Here is an 18,949-nt window from a genome sequence, read left to right as displayed (position 1 = left end):
TATGCTAAGAGAAAGAGGTTCTGACAGAAGTACGGTAGTGCTCAAAAAAGGCCGCGTTAGTGGCGCTGTCGGTAGTAATTTCCAACAAGGCAGCGCCGCCTTCGGGTGCAAAGAAAACCGGTAAAGCCGATTCTAGTTCGGCGAAAGTAGAAACGGGGAAGTAGCGCAGGTTGAAATCGCGCGCCGTATTCTCGGCGGTAAGAGGCTGATGCGTTTCAAAAAACTCTTCCAGCTCCGGCTGCTGCCGCGGTCCGTCGATAAGGCGAAAAATGCCCCCCGCGTGGTTATTGAACAACACAATACGCAAATTGGGCAGCGGGTAATTGTGCCAGAGCGCGTTGCGGTCGTAAAAAAACGCTACGTCGCCGGTGAGCAGCACCACGGGCCGGTTGGGCTGTGCCAGCGCCGTACCCACCGCCGTGCTGGTGCAGCCATCGATGCCGCTGGTGCCACGGTTGGCAAAAACCTCCGTAGCAGCACAGTTAGCCAACCCCAAAATATTCGCGTAGCGCACGGCCATGCTATTGGCTAGGTGGAGGGCCGTGTTTTTGGGAAGAAGCTGGAGCGTGTGCTGAAAGGCCGTAAACTCGTTGAAAGGCTGGTTTTGCCCAGCAAAAAATTCAGCTAAAAAGCCATCCGCCCACTGTTCTGCGCGCTGCCAATGCGACGCATAGGAACTATCGGCTGCATCTGCTGATTCCAATGCGCTTTCGGGCGTCGGAATACCCAATGGCATGGCAGCGGGCACAACGCGGGTAGCATCGGCCGCTGCTGTAAGCCTGTTTGCCTTGGCTGTTGTTAGTTCTGAGCTCGTAAAATGCTGTTCATCAAGCAATAGTAATTGCTCGAAAAAAGTGGTGGGCTCCAGCCGAATAATGCGCGTCAGAGACTTAAAGGTGTCGGCGACTGGGCCGGCGGCTTGCACGTGCCAGTGCTGCTGGGGGACAAATTCGCGCAGGTATAGCTTCAGCGCTTTCGAAATCAGCGACTGCCCAAACGTGATGAGCAATTCCGGGCGCAGGTCAGCTTTCAGACCTGCATCCGGCACGGCCAAAAATACATCCTGATGCCCCATCGGCGCGGTGCCGAAAGCCTCAGAATTGCCCCCCACCGGCTGATGCACATTCGCAATCACATCGCCCACTACCGGCACCTGATACGCGGCCGCAAACTTCCGCAGACTGCGCACCAACTGCTCATCAAAAACATGCTGGCCGGCCACCACGAGTACCCGCGAAGTATCGCGCAGGGCCTGGGCCAAGCCAGCTAGCTCGCTGGGGGGCAAAGTTGGCGTGCCGGCCTGCTCTCGGATTACTTTGACTTCCTCAAACCGCAGCTCCTGGCCAGCTTTCGGATAAAAAGGTTCGCGTAGTGGAATGTTTACCTGCACTGGCCCGGCCGGAAATTGCTGGGCACTATTAATCGCCTCCGACACAATGCGGGCCGAATGCCACTTGGCATCGGCGTGGCTGGTATCGGCGGGAAATGTAAACGTCCCTTTGGCGTGCGCACCATACAGGTCGGTTTGGCGGATAGTTTGGCCGTCGAGCTGGTCAATCCACTCCGGCGGGCGGTCGGCGGTGAAAATAACGAGCGGAATCTGCTGAAAATACGCTTCGGCCACGGCTGGCGCGTAGTTCAGGCCTGCCGTGCCGGAAGTGCACACCAGCGCCACTGCCCGCCGCTGGCTTTGCGCCAAGCCCAGCCCAATAAAAGCGGCAGCCCGCTCATCGGGCACCGTGCGCACCCGAATCTCAGGATGACGGGCAAAGGCAATGGTCAAGGGCGCACACCGCGAGCCCGGCGACAGCACCACATCCGTAATGCCGTGGCACGCACAAATTTCCGCGATGTTATAAACTGCCTGCATGACCACGTTTTAATATGACTACCATTTTTATGTGAGCAGATTTATCCTTCTAAAACTGCTCCGGCGGTTTGGAGTTTCAGCTCAGTTTCTTCCCACTCACGCTCTGGGTCGGAATCGACGGTGAGGCCAGTGCCGGCGTACAGAATTGCTTCGGTGGGGCGGAGCTGCATGCAGCGCAGATTCACAAACAAGCGTGCCACGCCCGCCTGCGGCAGATTTACCGGGCCCAGGAATCCGCTGTAATATGCCCGGTCGTAGCCTTCGTATTGGTGCAAAAAGTCGAGCGCCGCTTGCCGGGGCATTCCACCCACCGCCGACGTGGGATGAAGCAAGCGGAGCATATCGGTACCTAAAGACGGAAACGGCACCTGCCGCAAATGCACGGCAAAATCGGTGCGCAGATGCAGCAACTCGCCGGCTACCACAGTACGGGGGCCGATTTCGTCGTACTCGCGAAGGCGCAGCTGCTTAAAGCAGCTCACAATGTAGCGGGCCACCAGCGCCTGCTCCTCTATTTCCTTTTGCCGCCAAATGGCTTTTTGAGGCGTCAGGCCGGGTGTAAGGGGTTGGGTGGCGGCTAGGGCCATGGTGCGAAATGTGCCTTCTGCTGTTACCTCCGCCAATACTTCGGGCGTAGCGCCCAGCCAGGTGCCCGCGCCCGGCGCACTCACCAACGACACAAAGGCCTGCGGATAGCGCACCTGCAATTCTTCGAACGCCAGCAGCGCATCAAAGTCGGGGGGCAAAAGTTGGCGCGCCGCCCGCGACGACACCACTTTTTGTACCGTTCCCTGCTCAATAGCCGCTACGCCCCGCCGTACAAGCGCCGTGTACTCAGCGAATGAAGCGGTAGCAGGAGCCGGCTGCGGACTCTGATGCCAACGTAGCGAAGTAGTATCCGGGGTGGCTTGCAGAAACTCTCGCAGCTCGGCCAATCGGAAGTCGGCTATGCCGGTTTTATTTACCCAAAACTGGCCGGTTTGTCTCGTGTCAAAAAAAACGTTGGCGGGCAGAAACAAAGCCGGGTTGTGGTCGGAGTCGCGGAAAGGGAAGAACGCGAAGCCTGCCGGCGCATTGGGTTCCAGGTTGGGGGGCAAACCGGTTAGGGCTTCTTCCCAAGAGAAGCTTAGGCAAAGCTGCGCGTGGGCCGCACCAGGTAGCCGCCACAGCGCTACCGGCAAGCCCGCCTGCAGGGCAAAGGCTACCAGCTGCCGCAGCTGCTCCGTAGGCGCTAGCTGCTCACTGCCGGGGTACGGGACCAGCGTAGGCCAGGGGCGCTGGCTCATGCGGCCTCACCCGCTCTGGGGGGCAAATCAATGACGGCCATGGTAATACGACTCACGCAAACCAAGTCCCCCGATTCCTCGTGCGTAATCCGGATTTCCCACACCTGCGTAGTGCGCCCCACATGCAAGGCTACCGCCCGCCCAACCACAAACCCCGAGCGAACTCCTTTCAGGTGATTCGCGTTGATTTCGAGCCCTACACAGGCTTTCTTAGTTCTGTCGACTTGCAAGGCGGCGCCTATGCTGCCCAGCGTTTCGGCCAGCGCTACGGAAGCGCCACCGTGCAACAGGCCCATCGGCTGGTGCGTACGATGATCAACGGGCATGCGGCCAACCAACAGTTTATCACCGATTTCGGTCAATTCCATACCGAGGTGTTCGCCCATCGTATTGCGACACCAAGCATTGAGCTGCTCGAGGGTAGGGGTGGGTGGTATCATAAGGGAAAATGAAAAAAGCTGGGTCAGCGGCCTGAAAAACCAGTACTTTCGGACCCGTCACAACAAAGCTAGGGGTAAAGTGAGCGTCAAAAAAATATACCTCATTCGGCACGGGCAAACCGATTTTAACGTGCAGGGCATTGTGCAGGGCAGCGGCGTCGACTCTTCCCTGAACGCGGCCGGCCACGAACAGGCGCGCCGTTTCTTCGCCGCGTATAAACATCTGGCGTTCGATAAAGTCTACACTTCTACCTTGCAGCGCACCCAGCAGTCGGTGCAGGGTTTCCTCGATCTGGGCTTGCCCCATGAAGCGCATCCGGGCCTGAACGAGATTAGCTGGGGTCTGCGCGAAGGCACCCGCATTACGCCCGAAGAAGATGCTGAATATCAGGGTGTGCTGAACCAGTGGGCCAAGGGCGAAACTCATGCCCGGCTCAGTGGCGGCGAAAGCCCGGATGAAGTCGCGGCCCGCCAGCGGGCTTTTATTGAGTTGATAATAAGCCGCCCGGAGGAAGAAACTATTCTGGTGTGTATGCATGGCCGGGCCATGCGGGTGCTGCTGTGCCAGCTGCTCAACTACAACTTAAGCCACATGGATGCCTTCGAGCACCGCAATCTGTGTTTATACCGGGTGCACTACACCGGCTCCATGTTCTCGGTGCGAAGTTTTTTAGATACAGCGCATTTGACGTAACACCCAAAGCGGTTTGCTGCGTTAACACAGGTATCCTTTCTAGTACCAAAATTGACTTTTGCTCAGTAGCCTACGCACGTCCTGCGTTTAGCATTTGCCAGCGCAGATTTTCGGGCTAATTTTGACCCTTCACAACCCAAGCCCAACAAGCAGATGGCCGAAATCATAAAAATGCCCAAAATGAGCGACACGATGACCGAAGGGGTTATCGCGGCGTGGCTCAAAAAGGTAGGCGATAAAGTGAAGTCCGGGGATATCCTGGCCGAAGTGGAAACCGACAAAGCCACGATGGAGCTGGAAAACTATGAGGATGGCACTCTGCTCTACATTGGTCCCAAAGAAAAAGACTCGGTGCCCGTGGATGGGGTATTGGCTATTGTAGGCAAAGAGGGCGAAGACATTTCAGCCTTGTTGGCCGGCATTAGCGGAGGCAGCACTCCTGCCGCTGCACCCGCTCAGGAGGCGCCCAAAGCAGAAGCTGCTCCTGTGGCTGAAGCACCCAAAACGGCTCCGGCGCCCGCACATGCTGCTCCGGCCGTCGCGCCACAAGCTGCTGCACCAGCCGCCGCGGGCAATGGCAAAAAAGCAACCGTGGTACGTATGCCCAAAATGAGCGACACGATGACGGAAGGCGTCATTGCCGGCTGGCTCAAAAAAGTAGGCGACAAAGTAAAATCAGGTGATGTGCTGGCCGAAGTAGAAACCGACAAGGCGACTATGGAGTTGGAAAACTACGAAGATGGTACCCTGCTGTATATCGGCCCGAAGGATGGTGAATCGGTAGCCGTTGACGGTGTACTAGCCATCATCGGGGAGGAAGGCGCCGACATCGAAGCCTTACTGGGGGGCAAATCTGGTGGCGCTGCGGCTGCTCCGGAGGCGGCCGCGCCTGCCGCCGAAGCTCCGGCGGCTCCGGCTACCGCCGCCCCTGCCTCAGCTACTACCTCTGCACCCGCCGAGGCCGCACCGAGTGGGGGGCGCCTGTTTGCTTCACCGCTAGCCAAGCGTATCGCCCAGGAAAAAGGTATTGATATCAGCCAGGTGAAAGGCTCCGGCGAGAACGGCCGCATTGTGCAGCGCGACGTGGAGAACTTCCAGCCCGGCGCTGCTCCTGCTGCTAAGCCCGCTGCCGCACCGCTACCGGAATACATCGCGCCTGTTGAAGCGCCCAAAGCAGCACCCGCTGCTCAGCCAAGTGCCCCGGCTTCCGCACCAACCAGCGCTCAGCCCGAAGGCACGTACACCGATACGCCCGTTTCGCAGATGCGCCGCGTCATTGCACGCCGCCTCGCGGAAAGCAAGTTCTCGGCCCCGCATTTCTATCTAACGATGGAAATTACCATGGACCGCGCCATGGAAGTTCGCACCCAGCTCAATGCATTGTCGCCCATAAAGCTGTCGTTCAACGACTTGGTAATCAAAGCAGCGGCCGTAGCCTTGAAGCAGCACCCAACGATCAACTCCTCATGGCTCGGCGACAAAATTCGCCAAAACCATATGGTGAATATTGGGGTAGCCGTAGCCGTGGACGAAGGTTTGCTGGTGCCCGTAGTGCGCAACGCCGACGGCAAAGGGCTGTCTACTATTGCTACCGAGGTAAAAGAATTGGCCGGCAAAGCCAAGAGCAAGAAGCTGCAACCCGCCGAATGGGAGGGCAGCACCTTCACCATCTCGAACCTGGGCATGTTCGGTATTGATGAATTTACGGCCATCATTAACCCCCCAGATGCCTGCATCTTGGCCGTGGGGGGCATTAAGCAGACCGCCGTGGTAAAAGATGGTCAGCTAGCCGTGGGCAATATCATGAAAGTAACTCTGAGCTGCGACCACCGCGTGGTAGACGGAGCGTCGGGCGCCGCCTTCCTCCAGACGTTGAAAGCGCTGCTGGAAGACCCCATGCGTATGCTGATCTGATAGTTTAGTCTGTATTCTAGCTTTGGAAAGCCAGCCCGTGAGGGCTGGCTTTTTTATTTATTCGCTTTATTGTGAAATCAATATGTTTTTGTCCTGCTCCATCTAGCCAAATCATCCATTCACTTTTCTTTTTTAGCAATGAAACAGCTAGTACCAATTACAATCATGTGCCTGACTAGTGTCATGGCCATGGGGCAAGATCAAACCCTAACGGGACAAGTGCTGGACGTGGCGGGCCGGCCGGTAGTGGGCGCTACGGTGCTGGAAAAAGGCACTAACAATGGCACCGGCACCGATGGCAGTGGCCGATTCACGCTGCGCGCACGTTCCCAATCGCCCACGCTGGTCATCAGTTCCATCGGATTTGCCCCCCAGGAAGTAAGTGGGGGCGCTGGCCCCATAAGCGTGCGGCTGGCCGAATCCACCACCAGCCTGGATGCCGTGCAGGTGGTCGGCTCGCGCAGCCAAAACCGGTCCGTCACCGATTCGCCTTCGCCGGTTGATATAATCGATATTCGGGAAGTGACGGCCAAAACTGGGCAGCTCGACGTAAACCAGCTGCTGCAATTCGTGGCGCCTTCCTTCAACTCCAACCGCCAGACCGGCTCCGACGGCGCCGACCACGTCGATCCGGCGTCTTTGCGCGGCCTGGGTCCTGATCAGACGTTGGTGCTAGTGAACGGGAAGCGCCAGCATCAGTCGGCGCTGGTCAACCTGTTCGGCTCGCGCGGACGGGGCAATACCGGCACCGACTTGAATGTGATTCCGGCGGCTTCCATTCAGCGAATTGAGATTTTGCGCGATGGCGCGGCGGCCCAATACGGCTCTGATGCCATTGCCGGCGTTATCAATATTGTGCTGAAAAACAGCGTGGACGAACTGACGGTAAGCGCCAACTACGGCGCCTACGACGCAAAATACCGCTTCGACAATGAGACGTTTGATGGTGGCAATTTCAACGTCAATGCCAACTATGGTATCGGAGTGGGGAGCAAAGGCGGTTTCGTGAATGCTACGCTCGACTACAACAAGCGCGAGCACACCCAACGCGCCGATGTACCCTCCTCGGCCGATGGCATAGCTCGGCGGCAGTACGGTGACCCAGAAGTGTCGAATGCGGCGGCTTACCTCAACGCCAAGTTTCCGCTTAGCGACAAAGCCCACATCTACACGTTTGGCGGCATGAATAAGCGCAAAGGCGACGCCTACGCCTGGACGCGCTTCCCCGACGATGACCGCAATGTACCCGCCATTTACCCCAACGGCTTCGACCCGATTATTACTAGCGACATTATAGACGGCTCGGCGGTGGTCGGCGCGCGGGTAATGGTGGGCGAGTGGGACCTGGATCTGAGCAATAATTTCGGCTCCAACCGGTTTGAGTACGGCCTGCGCAACACGCTCAACGCGACGTTGGGCGAGAGTTCGCCCACTACGTTTGATGCGGGGGGCTTTCAGCTCCAGCAGAACGTTGTTGGTCTGAGCGCCACTCGCAACTACAAAACGGTGCTGCAAGGCTTCAACCTGGCCGCCGGAGCCGAGTATCGGCGCGAGTGGTACTCACTCTTTGCCGGCGAAGAAGCCTCTTACCGCAACTATGCGCCCGGCTCCGACATAGCAGGCGGCTCCCAAGGTTTCCCCGGTTATCAGCCCAGCGACGTCATTAAGGCCAACCGCGACAATATAGGCGTGTACGTTGATGCCGAATTGAACGTGACCCAGCGCTGGCTGCTGGCCGCTGCTCTGCGCTACGAAAACTACAGCGACTTCGGCAGTACGCTCAATTACAAAGGCGCCACCCGCTACAACCTGACCGAGTTTCTGACCTTGCGGGGCACGTTCAGCACCGGCTTTCGGGCGCCTTCACTAGCGCAAATCAACTTCAACTCCACCTTCACCAACTTTATTGAGGGTCAAGCCGTGGAGGTACTGTTGGCCCGCAACAACAGCGCCGTCACCCAGAAACTGGGTATTCCGAGCCTTAAGCAGGAAACCTCCACCAACGCTAGCGTAGGCCTAACCAGCCGGATAGGCTCGTCATTGAGCTTAACTCTGGATGGCTATTACATCAAGATAAAGGATCGGGTGGTACTCACCAGTCAATTCTCCAACGACGACCCTGTGATTGGAGCTGATTTGCAGGCGTTGAACGTGGGACAAGCCCAGTTCTTTGCCAACGCCGCTTCCACTTCTTCGCTGGGCCTCGATGCCGTGTTGAGCCATTCACTCATCCTAACCGGCAGCCGGTTGAACTCCACGCTGGCCGCCAACTTTAACCGCTTGCGTATCGACCGGGTGACGACTTCGGGCCGACTGGCCGGGCGCGAAGATGAGTTTTTTGGCCCCCGCGAGCAGGCATTTGTTAAGGCATCCGCGCCGCCCTCCAAAATTAATCTCACGTTTGATTATCAGCTCGGCCGCTTTGGGGCGCTGCTGCGGTTTGTGCGCTTCGCCGAGATTGAGCTGATTGGGTACGATGATAATCCGCAGGTGTATAAGCCTCGCACCACCACCGACCTCTCACTCAGCTACGCCCTTACCGACCACTTGCAGCTCTCGGTGGGCAGCTCCAACCTGTTTGATGTGTACCCCAACCGCTTCGACCCGCAGCTCACCGAAACCGGTGGCGCCTGGGACCCAGTGCAGATGGGTTCGAACGGCCGGTTTTACTTTGCTAAATTGCAGGCCCGTTTCTAAGCAGGTGCCAGCCAATAATCATCTGTCATCCTACGAAGGAAGGACCTTGCCCAGTTGGAACACCTCATTCCGGCTGGACAAGGTCCTTCCTTCGTAGGATGACAAGTATTTTCTGACAGCTGCCAACTACTAATTCTCACCTAAGCATGAAAATAAGATCAACTACTGTCCTGGGAGTGCGCCACAACGGGCAGATTGCCGTGGGCGCTGATGGACAGGCTACCATGGACAAGCACGTGGCCAAGAGCAATGTGCGTAAAATTCGTAAGCTGCACGATGGTAAAGTAGTAACCGGGTTTGCCGGCTCCACGGCTGATGCCTTCATGCTGCTCGATAAGTTTGAGGAAAAGCTAGGCAGCTATAATGGTCAGTTGCGTCGCGCTGCTATTGAACTCGCCAAAGAGTGGCGCAAAGATCAGTATTTGCGCAAGTTGGAGGCTATGATGGTGGTAGCCGACAAAGATGAGCTTCTCATCATTGCTGGTACTGGCGACGTACTAGAGCCTGATTTCGACGTCGCGGCCATCGGTTCAGGTGCCATGTATGCCCAGGCCGCTGCGCTGGCTCTGAAGAAGCACGCGCCCCACCTCACGGCCCGCCAAATGGTAGAAGATGCTCTGCACATCGCGGCAGATATCTGCATCTACACCAACCACAACCTCATGATTGAGGAGCTTAAATAAAGCTGCTTTTGTAAGCAACCCAGGTCGGATTGAGCGCTGCTAATAATCTTTACTAAGCAGGGCTCGTAATGAACGATTCTGAACTGCTGATTGATTGTACACCGCACACCCACTATTACACTGAACGACGATTCGATGAACGTAACGAACTTCCTCAAGCACCACTACCGCCACTTCAACGCCGCTGCGCTGATTGATGCCGCTGAAGGCTACAACAAGCACCTCGCGGAAGGTGGCAAAATGATGATCACGCTGGCTGGCGCGATGAGCACGGCCGAAATGGGCATCCAACTGGCCGAGTTGATTCGCCAGGATAAGGTGCAAATCATCAGCTGCACCGGTGCCAACCTGGAAGAGGATATCTTCAACTTGGTAGCCCACGACTTTTACGAGCGGGTGCCTAATTACCGTGACCTAACGCCCGCCGACGAGCAGGCCCTGCTGGAGCGTCACATGAACCGCGTAACCGATACTTGCATTCCGGAAGAAGAGGCGATGCGCCGCCTCGAGCACTCGGTGCTGAAGTTCTGGGAGCAGGCCGACAAGGCCGGTGAGCGGTACTTCCCTCATGAGTTCTTCTATCAAATCCTGAAGTCGGGCGAGCTGGAGCAGTACTACCAGATTGACCCCAAAGACTCCTGGATGCTGGCCGCCGCCGAGAAAAACCTGCCGATCATCTGCCCCGGTTGGGAAGATTCTACACTGGGCAACATCTTCGCGGGCCACGTTATTTCGGGCGATGTGAAGAATGTACACACCGTGCGTACGGGCATCGAGTACATGATTTATCTGGCCGAATGGTACACCAAGCAGGCTACCGAGGAAAGCAAAGTAGGTTTCTTCCAGATTGGCGGCGGTATTGCCGGCGACTTCCCGATTTGTGTAGTGCCGATGCTGCACCAAGACCTGGGCCGCACCAGCGTGCCGCTGTGGGGCTATTTCTGCCAGATTTCGGACTCTACTACCTCGTATGGTTCGTACTCCGGCGCTGTGCCCAACGAGAAAATCACTTGGGGCAAGCTGGGCCAGGACACGCCTAAGTTCATCATTGAGTCGGATGCTACGATTGTAGCGCCGCTGGTGTTTGCTATGGTGCTGGGGCAATAATTTGCAGTAGCCTTTAAAAGAAAAGCCCCCCACTGGATTCAGTGGGGGCTTTTTTGTGCCTTGATGATAACCCCAGCTTTAGCGGGTCTGTGGTGTAGCAGCCGGCTTAGTGGCGCTAGCTTGCTTTTGCATTTCCTGCTTCATGGCCTCTTTAAACGTAGACCAGTTCAGGGCATAAGTGAGAGACACCATAACTATGACGCAGGTCAGATAGCCCAGTAGATAAGTCATGAAGCCGCGCCAGAGGCGGCCAGCCAAGCTCATGCCGGTGTGGGCCAGCAAGCTGCCGTAGGCCCAGGTGGCGTATCCAAAGACTGGCAGCATGAACACTAGGCTGACCGTGCCAATTTGGGGCGTGCCGCTGTACGCATATAGAACCGGCAGGTACAGCACGGCAAAAAAGTTCATGATGGCCGTGATGAACGCCACAATGATGAGGCACTCGGCGTAATTGTAGCCGCCACGCCGCAAAAACCAACGCGCAAACAGTGCCCACACTGGCACCATGGCTATATAGCACCAACTCAGGTACTTCATCATGAAGCCAGTGGATGCCTGCTGCATCTGCCACACGGCATCTGGGATGGAAGGGTCTTTAGGCGGCAACATCTGGATGTGCAGCACCGACGACACCAAAGCATAAAAGCTGGTCACGATTAGCAGCAGCGACAGCGGCCGAAAATGGTCGACGCGCTTGCCGGCCAAGTAGGCCCGAATGGTGGGGCCAGGCCGCGAGATCATTGTTTTGAGGGTGAATAAAATGCCCTTATCCACATGCCAGATAGAGTGGGGAATGTCGTGGAGCATGTCGGCCATCGTGAGGCGATGGGTGTGATGGGCGTCTTGCCCGCAGCGGCCACAGAAGCGGTCGGGCACCTCATGGCCACAGTTGAGGCAAGCCATTGCGTGGTGATGCGTAGCACTCAGTGTATCTGAAGCTGAACTGGCAGTAAGCGTAGAGTGCATAGACGAAGTGTATGTAACTTGGAATAAGTAATATCTGAAACAAAAGATATGTAGTTCACCGCAGAATCCCCACTTTTTTTAGGTTGATTTGTTGCGTAAGTGTATCGCCACTTCTGCTACTTATTCTGATTGTATGGCCTCCACACCCATTCCCAGGAAAATTCTGGCTCGCCAGCACGAAATAACGGCTGATTTTCTGCGCCTAATTGACGTGCACATAGCCGATGTAGCGGCAGGGAGGGTCACGGAAATGCTTGAAATTCGGGACTTTGCCGATCAGCTGCACATTCATCCTACGCACCTGAGCAATACCATTAAGCTAACCACGGGCCACTCGCCCTGCTACTACTTTGAGGCACGCATTATGGATATAGCCCGGCAGCAACTCACGGATTCCAACCGGTCCGTAGCCGATATAGCCACTGGGCTCACCTTCGACCCTTCCAATTTTACCAAGTTCTTTAAGCGCTTTGCGGGCTGCACGCCCAAGCAGTACCGCGAGCAAGTTTGGGCCCAACAGCGAGCAGCAAAAACGGAAACTGTCACCATTTAAACTGAAGCTGTCACCATACTTTAGGGTATTCGGCGGGCCACCTTTGTGCTATCAACCTAACACTGAAAGTTATGAGCACAAACAAGATAGCCCTCGTCACCGGCGGCAGCCGGGGCCTCGGCCGCAATAGCGCCCTCCAACTCGCCCAAGCCGGCCACGACCTCATTATCACCTACCGCAGCAAAGAAACAGAGGCTAAACAAGTCGTGACCCAGATAGAAGCCTTGGGCCGGAAGGCCGTAGCTCTGCAGCTCGATACCAGCATCACGGCCTCATTTCCAGCGTTTGCGGCCACTGTAACCCAGCACCTGCAGCAGCACTGGAACCGCAGTACTTTCGATTTCCTAATTAATAACGCTGGCATCGACGCCTCCTCGCCCTTCGCCGAAACGACCGAGGAAGACTTCGATAATCTGCTGAATGTGCACTTCAAGGGGGTATATTTTCTGACGCAGAAGCTCCTGCCGCTGCTGGCCGACGGCGGCGGTATTGTGAATTTCTCCACGGGCCTAGCGCGCTTCACCACGCCGGGCTACGCAGCCTATGCCTCCATGAAAGGCGCCGTGGAAACGCTGACAAAGTACATGGCAAAAGAGCTGGGCGGCCGCGGCATTCGCGCCAATATTGTGGCGCCTGGTATCATCAAAACTGACTTTACGGCTAAAGTTCGGGAGGCGCATCCGCAGCTGGAGCAGTATATGGCGGGCAATACCGCCCTAGGCCGTATCGGTGAGCCCGATGATATTGGCAGCGTAGTCGCCTTCCTGTGTTCCGACGCGGCGCGCTGGGTAAACGCACAACGCATAGAAGCTTCTGGTGGCTATTCATTGTAAGCCATTGAAAATGCATAAAAAAGCCTCCCAGAATACTTCTGGGGGGCTTTTTTATGTGACCTAAGGCCAATTTACTTTTTGGTCACGCGCACATCTACGCGCCGGTTCTGAGCGCGGCCTTCAGGGGTGTCGTTTGAGGCAATAGGGTGCTCCTGCCCGTAGCCTTCGGCGGCTACGCGGCCGGCCTCAATGCCGTTATCCATCATCGCTTTGCGGGCGGCGTTGGCACGGTCGGCGCTGAGCGTTAGGTTCATATCGGCTTTGCCTTTATTATCCGTGTAGCCACCTAGCTTGATGGCTGCATTGGGGAAAGCTTTCAGAATAGCTGCTGCATTTTTTAGCTGCGCCTGTGACTCAGCCGTGAGTGCAGACTTGCCCGTGGTGAAGTACACGCGGTCCAGGCTCATCCAACCCTGCGTTTTATCATCGCTCACGGTTTGGTTTGGGTCGTTCAAGAAATTATACAAGCGGGCTTCAAACGAATTGCTGCCCACATTCAGCACCGTGCCATCGGGTAGCTTAATGTCGGTGTTGGCACCGGTATCGTAGATGTAGTTGCCGCTGGCCTCGTCATAGCGACCGGTAGGGGCGGCAATGGGGGCAGCAGCTACGGCGGCCGTGTCGGTTGTCATTTCGGTTGTGGCTGGCGCGGTGGCTTCGGGCTCTTTATCGCAGCCGCGCACGAAGAAAAACGCCGCTGCAAGAGCCAGAAGGCCCAACAGTATCCACGGCCACCGGCTGGGCGAATCGGCGACGGCTTCCACGTCGCGGGCGGTGTTGCGGACCGCGTCGCCGGTGCGGTTGGCGGCCGCCGAAACGGTATTCCCAAAGGTATTGGTAGCCGCGCTGGCGGCGCTGCCTACGCTGGCCGCTGCTCCACCCAGACCCAAACCGGAGAGCATGCCGCCGATGTTACCGGGCAGGCTGCCCAAAGCACCCATTATGCTGCCGCGCTGGCTGCTCAAGTAATTTCCAAAGCCATTGGAGTCTAAGTTGTTATCGGCCGCATGCTTGCCCAGTAAACCCAAAATCACTGGCGTAGCCATACCCATCAGGCTGCTCGTAGTAGAGGTACGCACGCCGGCCTGCTGACTGATGCCATCTACGGCGGAGGTATAATTGCTGCCAAATACGGAGCGCAGCATTTCGGCTCCCTTATTTAGTAGGCTGCCATCGGTGGCGGGTGCCGTGGTGCTGGTGCTACTAGTGCCGCCTACCAAACTGCCCAGATTACCTAGAATGCCGCTGCTGTGCGCTTGGCGGGATAGGTCGAATAATTCGGTGTTACCCCCAGGCTGTTGGGAGCGAGCAAATAATCCGCCTAATACCAAGGGAATTATGCTTTTCAAGGCTGTGCCAATACTACTTTCGTTTTCGCCCAGCGCGTTGCTGGTTTGGCGTACGGTGTCGCCACTGAAGTAGCTCTGAACAAGCTCTAATAAATTCTGGCTCATAGGGTTTTGGCATTTAGTGAAGAGATATATCAATATACGAATCCTTGCCACTTAAGGGCGTTTTTATAGATATTTTAATCTTAAGTAGAACTTATTTCTGACGAGATGATGACTATAGAATTGGCGCACGGCACAAAAAAGCCCCCCAGTCATATGGCTGGGGGGCTTTTTTGTGCTTGAAGAAATCTAGAATCGGAACAGCGGACGCTCAGGATTCCAGATGCCCCACGGAATCATGAGCAGCACCAATACCAGCGCCACAGCAAACCAAATAAAGGCTTTTTTGTGCTTGGAGACGGGGTTGATAGCTTTCTTGGAGAGCGAGCGGCCCACCTGTGCAATGATAACGGCGAGAATCATAGTCGCGATATGCTCCACGCCCCAGAAGCGCAGTTCGGGATTTTTCATGGCGGCGCCCATGCTTTGGGTGGCTGCCTTTGCTACCGGGCTCAGCCCGAAATACAGAATCAGGCCCAGCAGCAGTTGCAGATGCATGGAGCCCACAAAGGCGGCTGCCATGCCATTGTCGGCACCGAGATAAGGACGACGATTTTGCCAACCTACGAAGGCGCGGTACAACGCAATCAGCCCAAAAATAACCACCAGCCAGCGCGACCAGGAGTGCAGCGCAAGTACGATATCATACATAGGAAAAGGGAAAGGTGAGGCGGTAAAGGTCGGGAGTGGGAACGAAAATGCCACGTTGGGGGGCAAAATCTTGGTTGATGGCCTTTATCAGAGGGTAGCCGAAAGGGAAAAGCTAAAAAAGCAGTGGGGCTTTTTCATTTTTATGCCCTTCAAAAGCGAAGACTTTTTCCTGCACGAACTGCTCGCCTTCCTGCCGCAGAATAGCGATGTTGTTGATGTTGAGCCTCAGGTTAAACGTCTCCTCATTAAGGTGTTGGAGCACTGGTCCCAATAAATCAGGGGAGGTGTCGTGCAGGGCCAGCGAAATGTGCGGCATCCAGCAGTCGGGGCCGCTGAACTTATCGGTGCGCAGACAAAGCGGCGCGGTGGCATTCACGATGCGCATGTGCAGCTGGTTGAGCGCGTCGGAGCGCAGCACTGGGATGTAGATTACCGGATTGGGCCCCGGAAACACTCCCAGACCCGTCGTAAAGGCCGGAAATGGCTTGGTAGTGCGGGCCACATCGCGCAGCACAGACTTCAGCAACGACAGCTTACGCACCCCCGCCAGCTGGTAGGTGATATGCGGATCGGCGGTGGCCTGCACGTCGTCGAGGCCAAACTGCGTTTCCAGCTCCTTTATAATGCGGTTGATGCGCGCCGCATTGGGCGGACTGAGCAGGGTAGTGATTGCGAGCATAGGTCCCTAAACTACCGAATCTTGTGTAGGGTTTGCCCGCGCCCGCACTTGCTGGGTGAACTTTTCGCTTTGCCCGCGCGGCACACTCAGGTTTTGCCACGCCTCGCCCCGGATCATCTTGGCCAAAAATACCAGTTGTCCTACGTGTAAGCTGTAGTGAGCTACCTGCCGTTGCAACGCCTCCAGCACCGAGTGCGCCTCGCCCCGGATCGTAACGGTGCGCAGCAAATCGCTGGGCTGCAACGTGTTCAGTAAATCGAGTAAGATAGCCCAGGCCTGTTCCCAATGCTGCTGCAAAGCCGGTACGTAGCTGGCAGCGGCGGAAGCAGGCTCCTCAAATTCTTGGTCTCGGCTACGGGTTGGCTTTTCGCCGTCGGTGGTCAGAAAATCGGTGAAGCGGGAGCGGAGATTGCCCACCATGTGCTGCACAATCACGGCGGCGCTGTTGGAGCCGGGGGCGGGGCTGTATAGCCAGTCATCGGGCGTAAGCTGCGCCAGTGCTCGATCGGCTAGCGTTTTGTACTGCGCAAAAGTGGTGCGGAAATTGGCCAGTACAGCTTGGCCCAGCGTATCATTCAGCGGCGTTGACATAGCGCTTGCAACGAGGGTTTAACAAGTACTAGATTACAAAAAAGGCTGCCCAAATGCACGGGCAGCCTTTCGGTTTTTGCGGGTAGCGCCGCTGGGTTCGCTAGTTTAGAACCGAACTTTATTGATGCTGAAGTCTGATACCGGCGGATTTTGCCCCCCAAATAGCGCGCTCAGGTAAGCGTAGAGCACATAGGTTTCGGGGCCGCGGCGCGTGAGGGTTGTTGGGAAGACGTTGCCGGTGGCAAAATTGCCCCCCACAGTAGCCGAAGCGAAGTTATCTGACGAGGTAAGCCGAAATACGGTGCTTTGGCTGTTTGATACGACTAGCAGCGTGCGGTTATCCTGAAGCAGAATGCCGTCGGCACCTTCCAGATTCTGAGCGCTGGCCACCGGGCTAAACGCGGCGGGGTTGCTCAACGGCACTTTATACACTACGCCCTGTGTCGATTGGGCCACCAGCAAATAGCCATCGGGATGATAAGCGATACCGTTCAGGCCGAATGCGCCGGCTGGTGCGGCCAGTTGGCTGCTCTCGAGAAATACAGAAGCATTGCCCCGTAAATCGACCTTGTAAATAATGGGCGAGAAGCTATCCGTGATATACGCATTGCCCTGCGCGTCAACGGCAATATCATTGGCAAAGTGCCCTTGGCCAGGCCGCAAAGCCCCCAGATTAACAAAGGTGTCAAGCTTGCTATTGTCGGAGTTGAAAATAGCGAGGGCCGCCAACTGGCCCGCAGTGGCGGCGGTAGAGCGGCTCGAATTAGCACCCGGATCGGAAACGGCCGCCAGAAGCCGCTTGCGGCCCGCATCGAGGTGGAGGCCGATGGTGGAAACCAGGCGGGCGTCATCGGCAAACACGCGGTAATTGCCATTGTCCTGCACCTGCCCAATTGCGCCGCGCGTCAGGGAGCTGACGAAGAAATTATTGGTTTTGTCGTTGTACTGTACGCCTTCGGGATACAGCGCGGGCTGGGTGAAGGTGATGGTGTTTGGCCCAACAGGGGAGGGAAGAGCCCCGTTGTCTTCGGAGCAGGAGGAAGCGACGCTCAGCAAGCCACTAAGCAGCAAAGCAGAAAAAGCGCGCGGGGAGAAAGAGTAGGTCATAATGGGTGGATAGGTAAGCTGGAACATGGATGCTAAACCAGCAGGACCCAGTAGTGGGGGTTGGTGGGGGCTTTTATTCGTTGAACGGGGAGTAAGCTCCGCCGAAATGCCCCCACAGCCTTTGATTGCGTTCGCTTACTACCAACTATTCCACTGCGCCGGTGTTATTGGCGCACACGTTATCCCCGTTTTATGCTGCCGGCCAAGCTCACCAAAGGCAACCTTCCCACCAAGATCTGCGCCACCTGCGGCCGCCCTTTTGAGTACCGTAAGAAGTGGCGCAACTGCTGGGATGAAGTGAAATATTGCGGCGAGAAGTGTCAGCGCTCTAAGCCCAAAAGCCAGGCGTAAAAAGAAAGCGAAGCCCGCAGGCTTCGCTTGTAAAAGTATTGCGCGCTACGAAAAAAGCCCCCCGGTGCTGCTATTTGTGCTTGTGGCCAGGCTCGTAGATCAGGCGCACGAAGGAGCTGAGCCGCTGCTCTTCCCGCCGTACCGGAATGCCCCCCACAATGCCCACAAGTAGATTGTCGGCAATACCCACGCGCATCTGGGGCCGGATGGTCACGTCAAAGTCGCCGTGCTGCCACCCTTTGTTGAACTCGACGCCCAGAAAGTTGCGGGTGCCTGGTATCATGTAGTGAAAGCTGGAGTTGAGTTGATACGACCACTCGACGTGGCCCGTGGCAAAGTGCTGATCGGCAATGGGGCCGGTATAAATCAGGGAGTGATAATTGTCGCCCCAGCGCTTGGCCGCCACGAAGAAGGGACTGTACACGTTGCCCGTAATAAACTTCTGATTAAGCTGCCGAAACTCATTCATGGTCAGCTCATTAATGTAGCCAACGGCCATCGAGGTCTTCAGCTTCTCCGAGACGAAGAAGGAATATTGAAAAGCCGTTTTTAGCCCATTTAGTTGGCTGCGGGGCTGCCGCACATCTTCCCCGCGGGCACCAGAGTAGAAAGTCAGGGGCACTTCTACTTCCAGCCCCAGGCGGTTGAGGGGCGCCCACTCGTATTCGACCAACACCTCGTAGCTGTCGTAGCGCAGATTATCGGTCAGGCCCGCACCCACATTCCACTCTCTTTCGCCTTTTCGGGCGCCCAAGTCACGGATAAGGTCAACAAACAGAGGCTCGGCGTGCAGCACTTTATTCGGCTCCTGCGCATCCTCAATTTCCTGCACATAAAGGCTGTCGAGCGTGCTGTTGGTTGGTTCCGTGGGTTCAAGTTGTTGGGCCCAAGCCGAAGAAACTGTCAGGCAGAAAACCGACAAAAGAAGAGAAAGAAATTTCATGAAAATAAAGGATTAGCGAAGCCGCCGGCGAACAAAAACGTTGCCGCTGGCCTGCTAGGCCACTATTTTTAATCACCTTTTAACAAGAAGCTGCCATAACCGTTTCTACTCCGACGCGAACTGACAGGGCACA

The 18,949-nt window shown here is 56.3% G+C and carries 18 protein-coding genes; 8 read left to right on the top strand and 10 right to left on the bottom strand.

What is annotated here, in order from left to right; all coding sequences use genetic code 11:
- Positions 1–4 precede the first annotated feature (4 nt).
- From menD to G7064_RS05960, 3 genes are read right to left on the bottom strand one after another with little or no spacing between them, the layout of a single operon-like run.
- Positions 5–1,870 (bottom strand): 2-succinyl-5-enolpyruvyl-6-hydroxy-3-cyclohexene-1-carboxylic-acid synthase, encoded by a 1,866-nt coding sequence (gene menD / locus G7064_RS05970; protein WP_166072870.1) that lies wholly within the window; start codon positions 1,868–1,870, stop codon positions 5–7.
- Positions 1,871–1,911: 41 nt separating this feature from the next.
- Positions 1,912–3,156, bottom strand: coding sequence for a chorismate-binding protein (locus G7064_RS05965; RefSeq protein ID WP_166072869.1), 1,245 nt, complete (start codon positions 3,154–3,156; stop codon positions 1,912–1,914).
- Entirely contained in the window at positions 3,153–3,596 is a 444-nt protein-coding gene (locus tag G7064_RS05960; protein WP_166072868.1) for a hotdog fold thioesterase, read from the bottom strand. Before G7064_RS05960 ends, G7064_RS05965 begins: the two co-directional genes overlap by 4 nt.
- 79 nt (positions 3,597–3,675) lie before the next feature.
- Between G7064_RS05960 and G7064_RS05955 the strand changes: the two genes are divergently transcribed.
- From G7064_RS05955 to G7064_RS05935, 5 genes are all read left to right on the top strand, one after another.
- Complete coding sequence (locus G7064_RS05955; RefSeq protein WP_133272145.1) at positions 3,676–4,290, top strand: histidine phosphatase family protein; 615 nt, start codon at positions 3,676–3,678, stop codon at positions 4,288–4,290.
- A gap of 153 nt (positions 4,291–4,443) precedes the next feature.
- Positions 4,444–6,204 carry a pyruvate dehydrogenase complex dihydrolipoamide acetyltransferase gene (locus G7064_RS05950; protein ID WP_166072867.1) on the top strand — a complete coding sequence of 587 codons (1,761 nt, stop codon included), beginning with the start codon at positions 4,444–4,446 and terminating at the stop codon, positions 6,202–6,204.
- Between the two features lie 138 nt (positions 6,205–6,342).
- Entirely contained in the window at positions 6,343–8,901 is a 2,559-nt protein-coding gene (locus G7064_RS05945) for a TonB-dependent receptor (RefSeq protein ID WP_166072866.1), read from the top strand.
- A gap of 146 nt (positions 8,902–9,047) precedes the next feature.
- Positions 9,048–9,584: an ATP-dependent protease subunit HslV gene (gene hslV, locus G7064_RS05940; RefSeq protein ID WP_133272147.1), complete on the top strand. Its 537-nt coding sequence runs from the start codon at positions 9,048–9,050 to the stop codon at positions 9,582–9,584.
- 135 nt (positions 9,585–9,719) lie between these two features.
- A complete protein-coding gene (locus tag G7064_RS05935; protein WP_133274616.1) occupies positions 9,720–10,691 on the top strand; it encodes a deoxyhypusine synthase family protein in 972 nt (323 codons plus the stop codon).
- A 78-nt stretch (positions 10,692–10,769) separates the two neighbouring features.
- Here the strand turns inward: G7064_RS05935 and G7064_RS05930 are convergent, their stop codons facing one another.
- Positions 10,770–11,657 carry a DUF3667 domain-containing protein gene (locus G7064_RS05930; RefSeq protein WP_166072865.1) on the bottom strand — a complete coding sequence of 296 codons (888 nt, stop codon included), beginning with the start codon at positions 11,655–11,657 and terminating at the stop codon, positions 10,770–10,772.
- A 133-nt stretch (positions 11,658–11,790) separates the two neighbouring features.
- On the opposite strand from G7064_RS05930, the gene G7064_RS05925 reads away from it, so the two are divergent.
- On the top strand, positions 11,791–12,210 hold the full coding sequence (locus tag G7064_RS05925) for a helix-turn-helix domain-containing protein (protein ID WP_166072864.1): 420 nt from the start codon (positions 11,791–11,793) through the stop codon (positions 12,208–12,210).
- Between the two features lie 71 nt (positions 12,211–12,281).
- Positions 12,282–13,043, top strand: a complete 762-nt coding sequence (locus G7064_RS05920; protein ID WP_166072862.1) for an SDR family NAD(P)-dependent oxidoreductase — start codon at positions 12,282–12,284, stop codon at positions 13,041–13,043.
- A 71-nt stretch (positions 13,044–13,114) separates the two neighbouring features.
- Here the strand turns inward: G7064_RS05920 and G7064_RS05915 are convergent, their stop codons facing one another.
- The 5 genes from G7064_RS05915 to G7064_RS05895 all read right to left on the bottom strand — a co-directional run bounded on the left by G7064_RS05915 (position 13,115) and on the right by G7064_RS05895 (position 17,522).
- Positions 13,115–14,497 carry an OmpA family protein gene (locus tag G7064_RS05915; protein ID WP_166072861.1) on the bottom strand — a complete coding sequence of 461 codons (1,383 nt, stop codon included), beginning with the start codon at positions 14,495–14,497 and terminating at the stop codon, positions 13,115–13,117.
- A gap of 186 nt (positions 14,498–14,683) precedes the next feature.
- Positions 14,684–15,145 (bottom strand): hypothetical protein, encoded by a 462-nt coding sequence (locus G7064_RS05910; RefSeq protein WP_133272152.1) that lies wholly within the window; start codon positions 15,143–15,145, stop codon positions 14,684–14,686.
- Between the two features lie 112 nt (positions 15,146–15,257).
- A complete protein-coding gene (locus G7064_RS05905) occupies positions 15,258–15,824 on the bottom strand; it encodes a 2'-5' RNA ligase family protein (protein ID WP_133272153.1) in 567 nt (188 codons plus the stop codon).
- A gap of 6 nt (positions 15,825–15,830) precedes the next feature.
- Positions 15,831–16,415, bottom strand: a complete 585-nt coding sequence (locus G7064_RS05900) for a DinB family protein (protein ID WP_166072860.1) — start codon at positions 16,413–16,415, stop codon at positions 15,831–15,833.
- Between the two features lie 105 nt (positions 16,416–16,520).
- Positions 16,521–17,522, bottom strand: a complete 1,002-nt coding sequence (locus G7064_RS05895) for an SMP-30/gluconolactonase/LRE family protein (RefSeq protein ID WP_166072859.1) — start codon at positions 17,520–17,522, stop codon at positions 16,521–16,523.
- A 192-nt stretch (positions 17,523–17,714) separates the two neighbouring features.
- Between G7064_RS05895 and G7064_RS05890 the strand changes: the two genes are divergently transcribed.
- Positions 17,715–17,873: a DUF2256 domain-containing protein gene (locus G7064_RS05890; protein WP_133272155.1), complete on the top strand. Its 159-nt coding sequence runs from the start codon at positions 17,715–17,717 to the stop codon at positions 17,871–17,873.
- Between the two features lie 70 nt (positions 17,874–17,943).
- Here G7064_RS05890 and G7064_RS05885 read toward each other — a convergent pair whose 3' ends face one another.
- On the bottom strand, positions 17,944–18,816 hold the full coding sequence (locus G7064_RS05885; RefSeq protein WP_166072858.1) for an HAEPLYID family protein: 873 nt from the start codon (positions 18,814–18,816) through the stop codon (positions 17,944–17,946).
- Between the last annotated feature and the right edge of the window lie 133 nt (positions 18,817–18,949).

It is taken from the genome of Hymenobacter sp. HDW8 (assembly GCF_011305775.1).
In the GTDB taxonomy this organism is placed as follows: Bacteria; Bacteroidota; Bacteroidia; order Cytophagales; family Hymenobacteraceae; genus Hymenobacter; species Hymenobacter radiodurans.
Note: the sequence above shows the minus strand (reverse complement) of the source record. Positions and strands in the feature narration are given on the sequence as shown.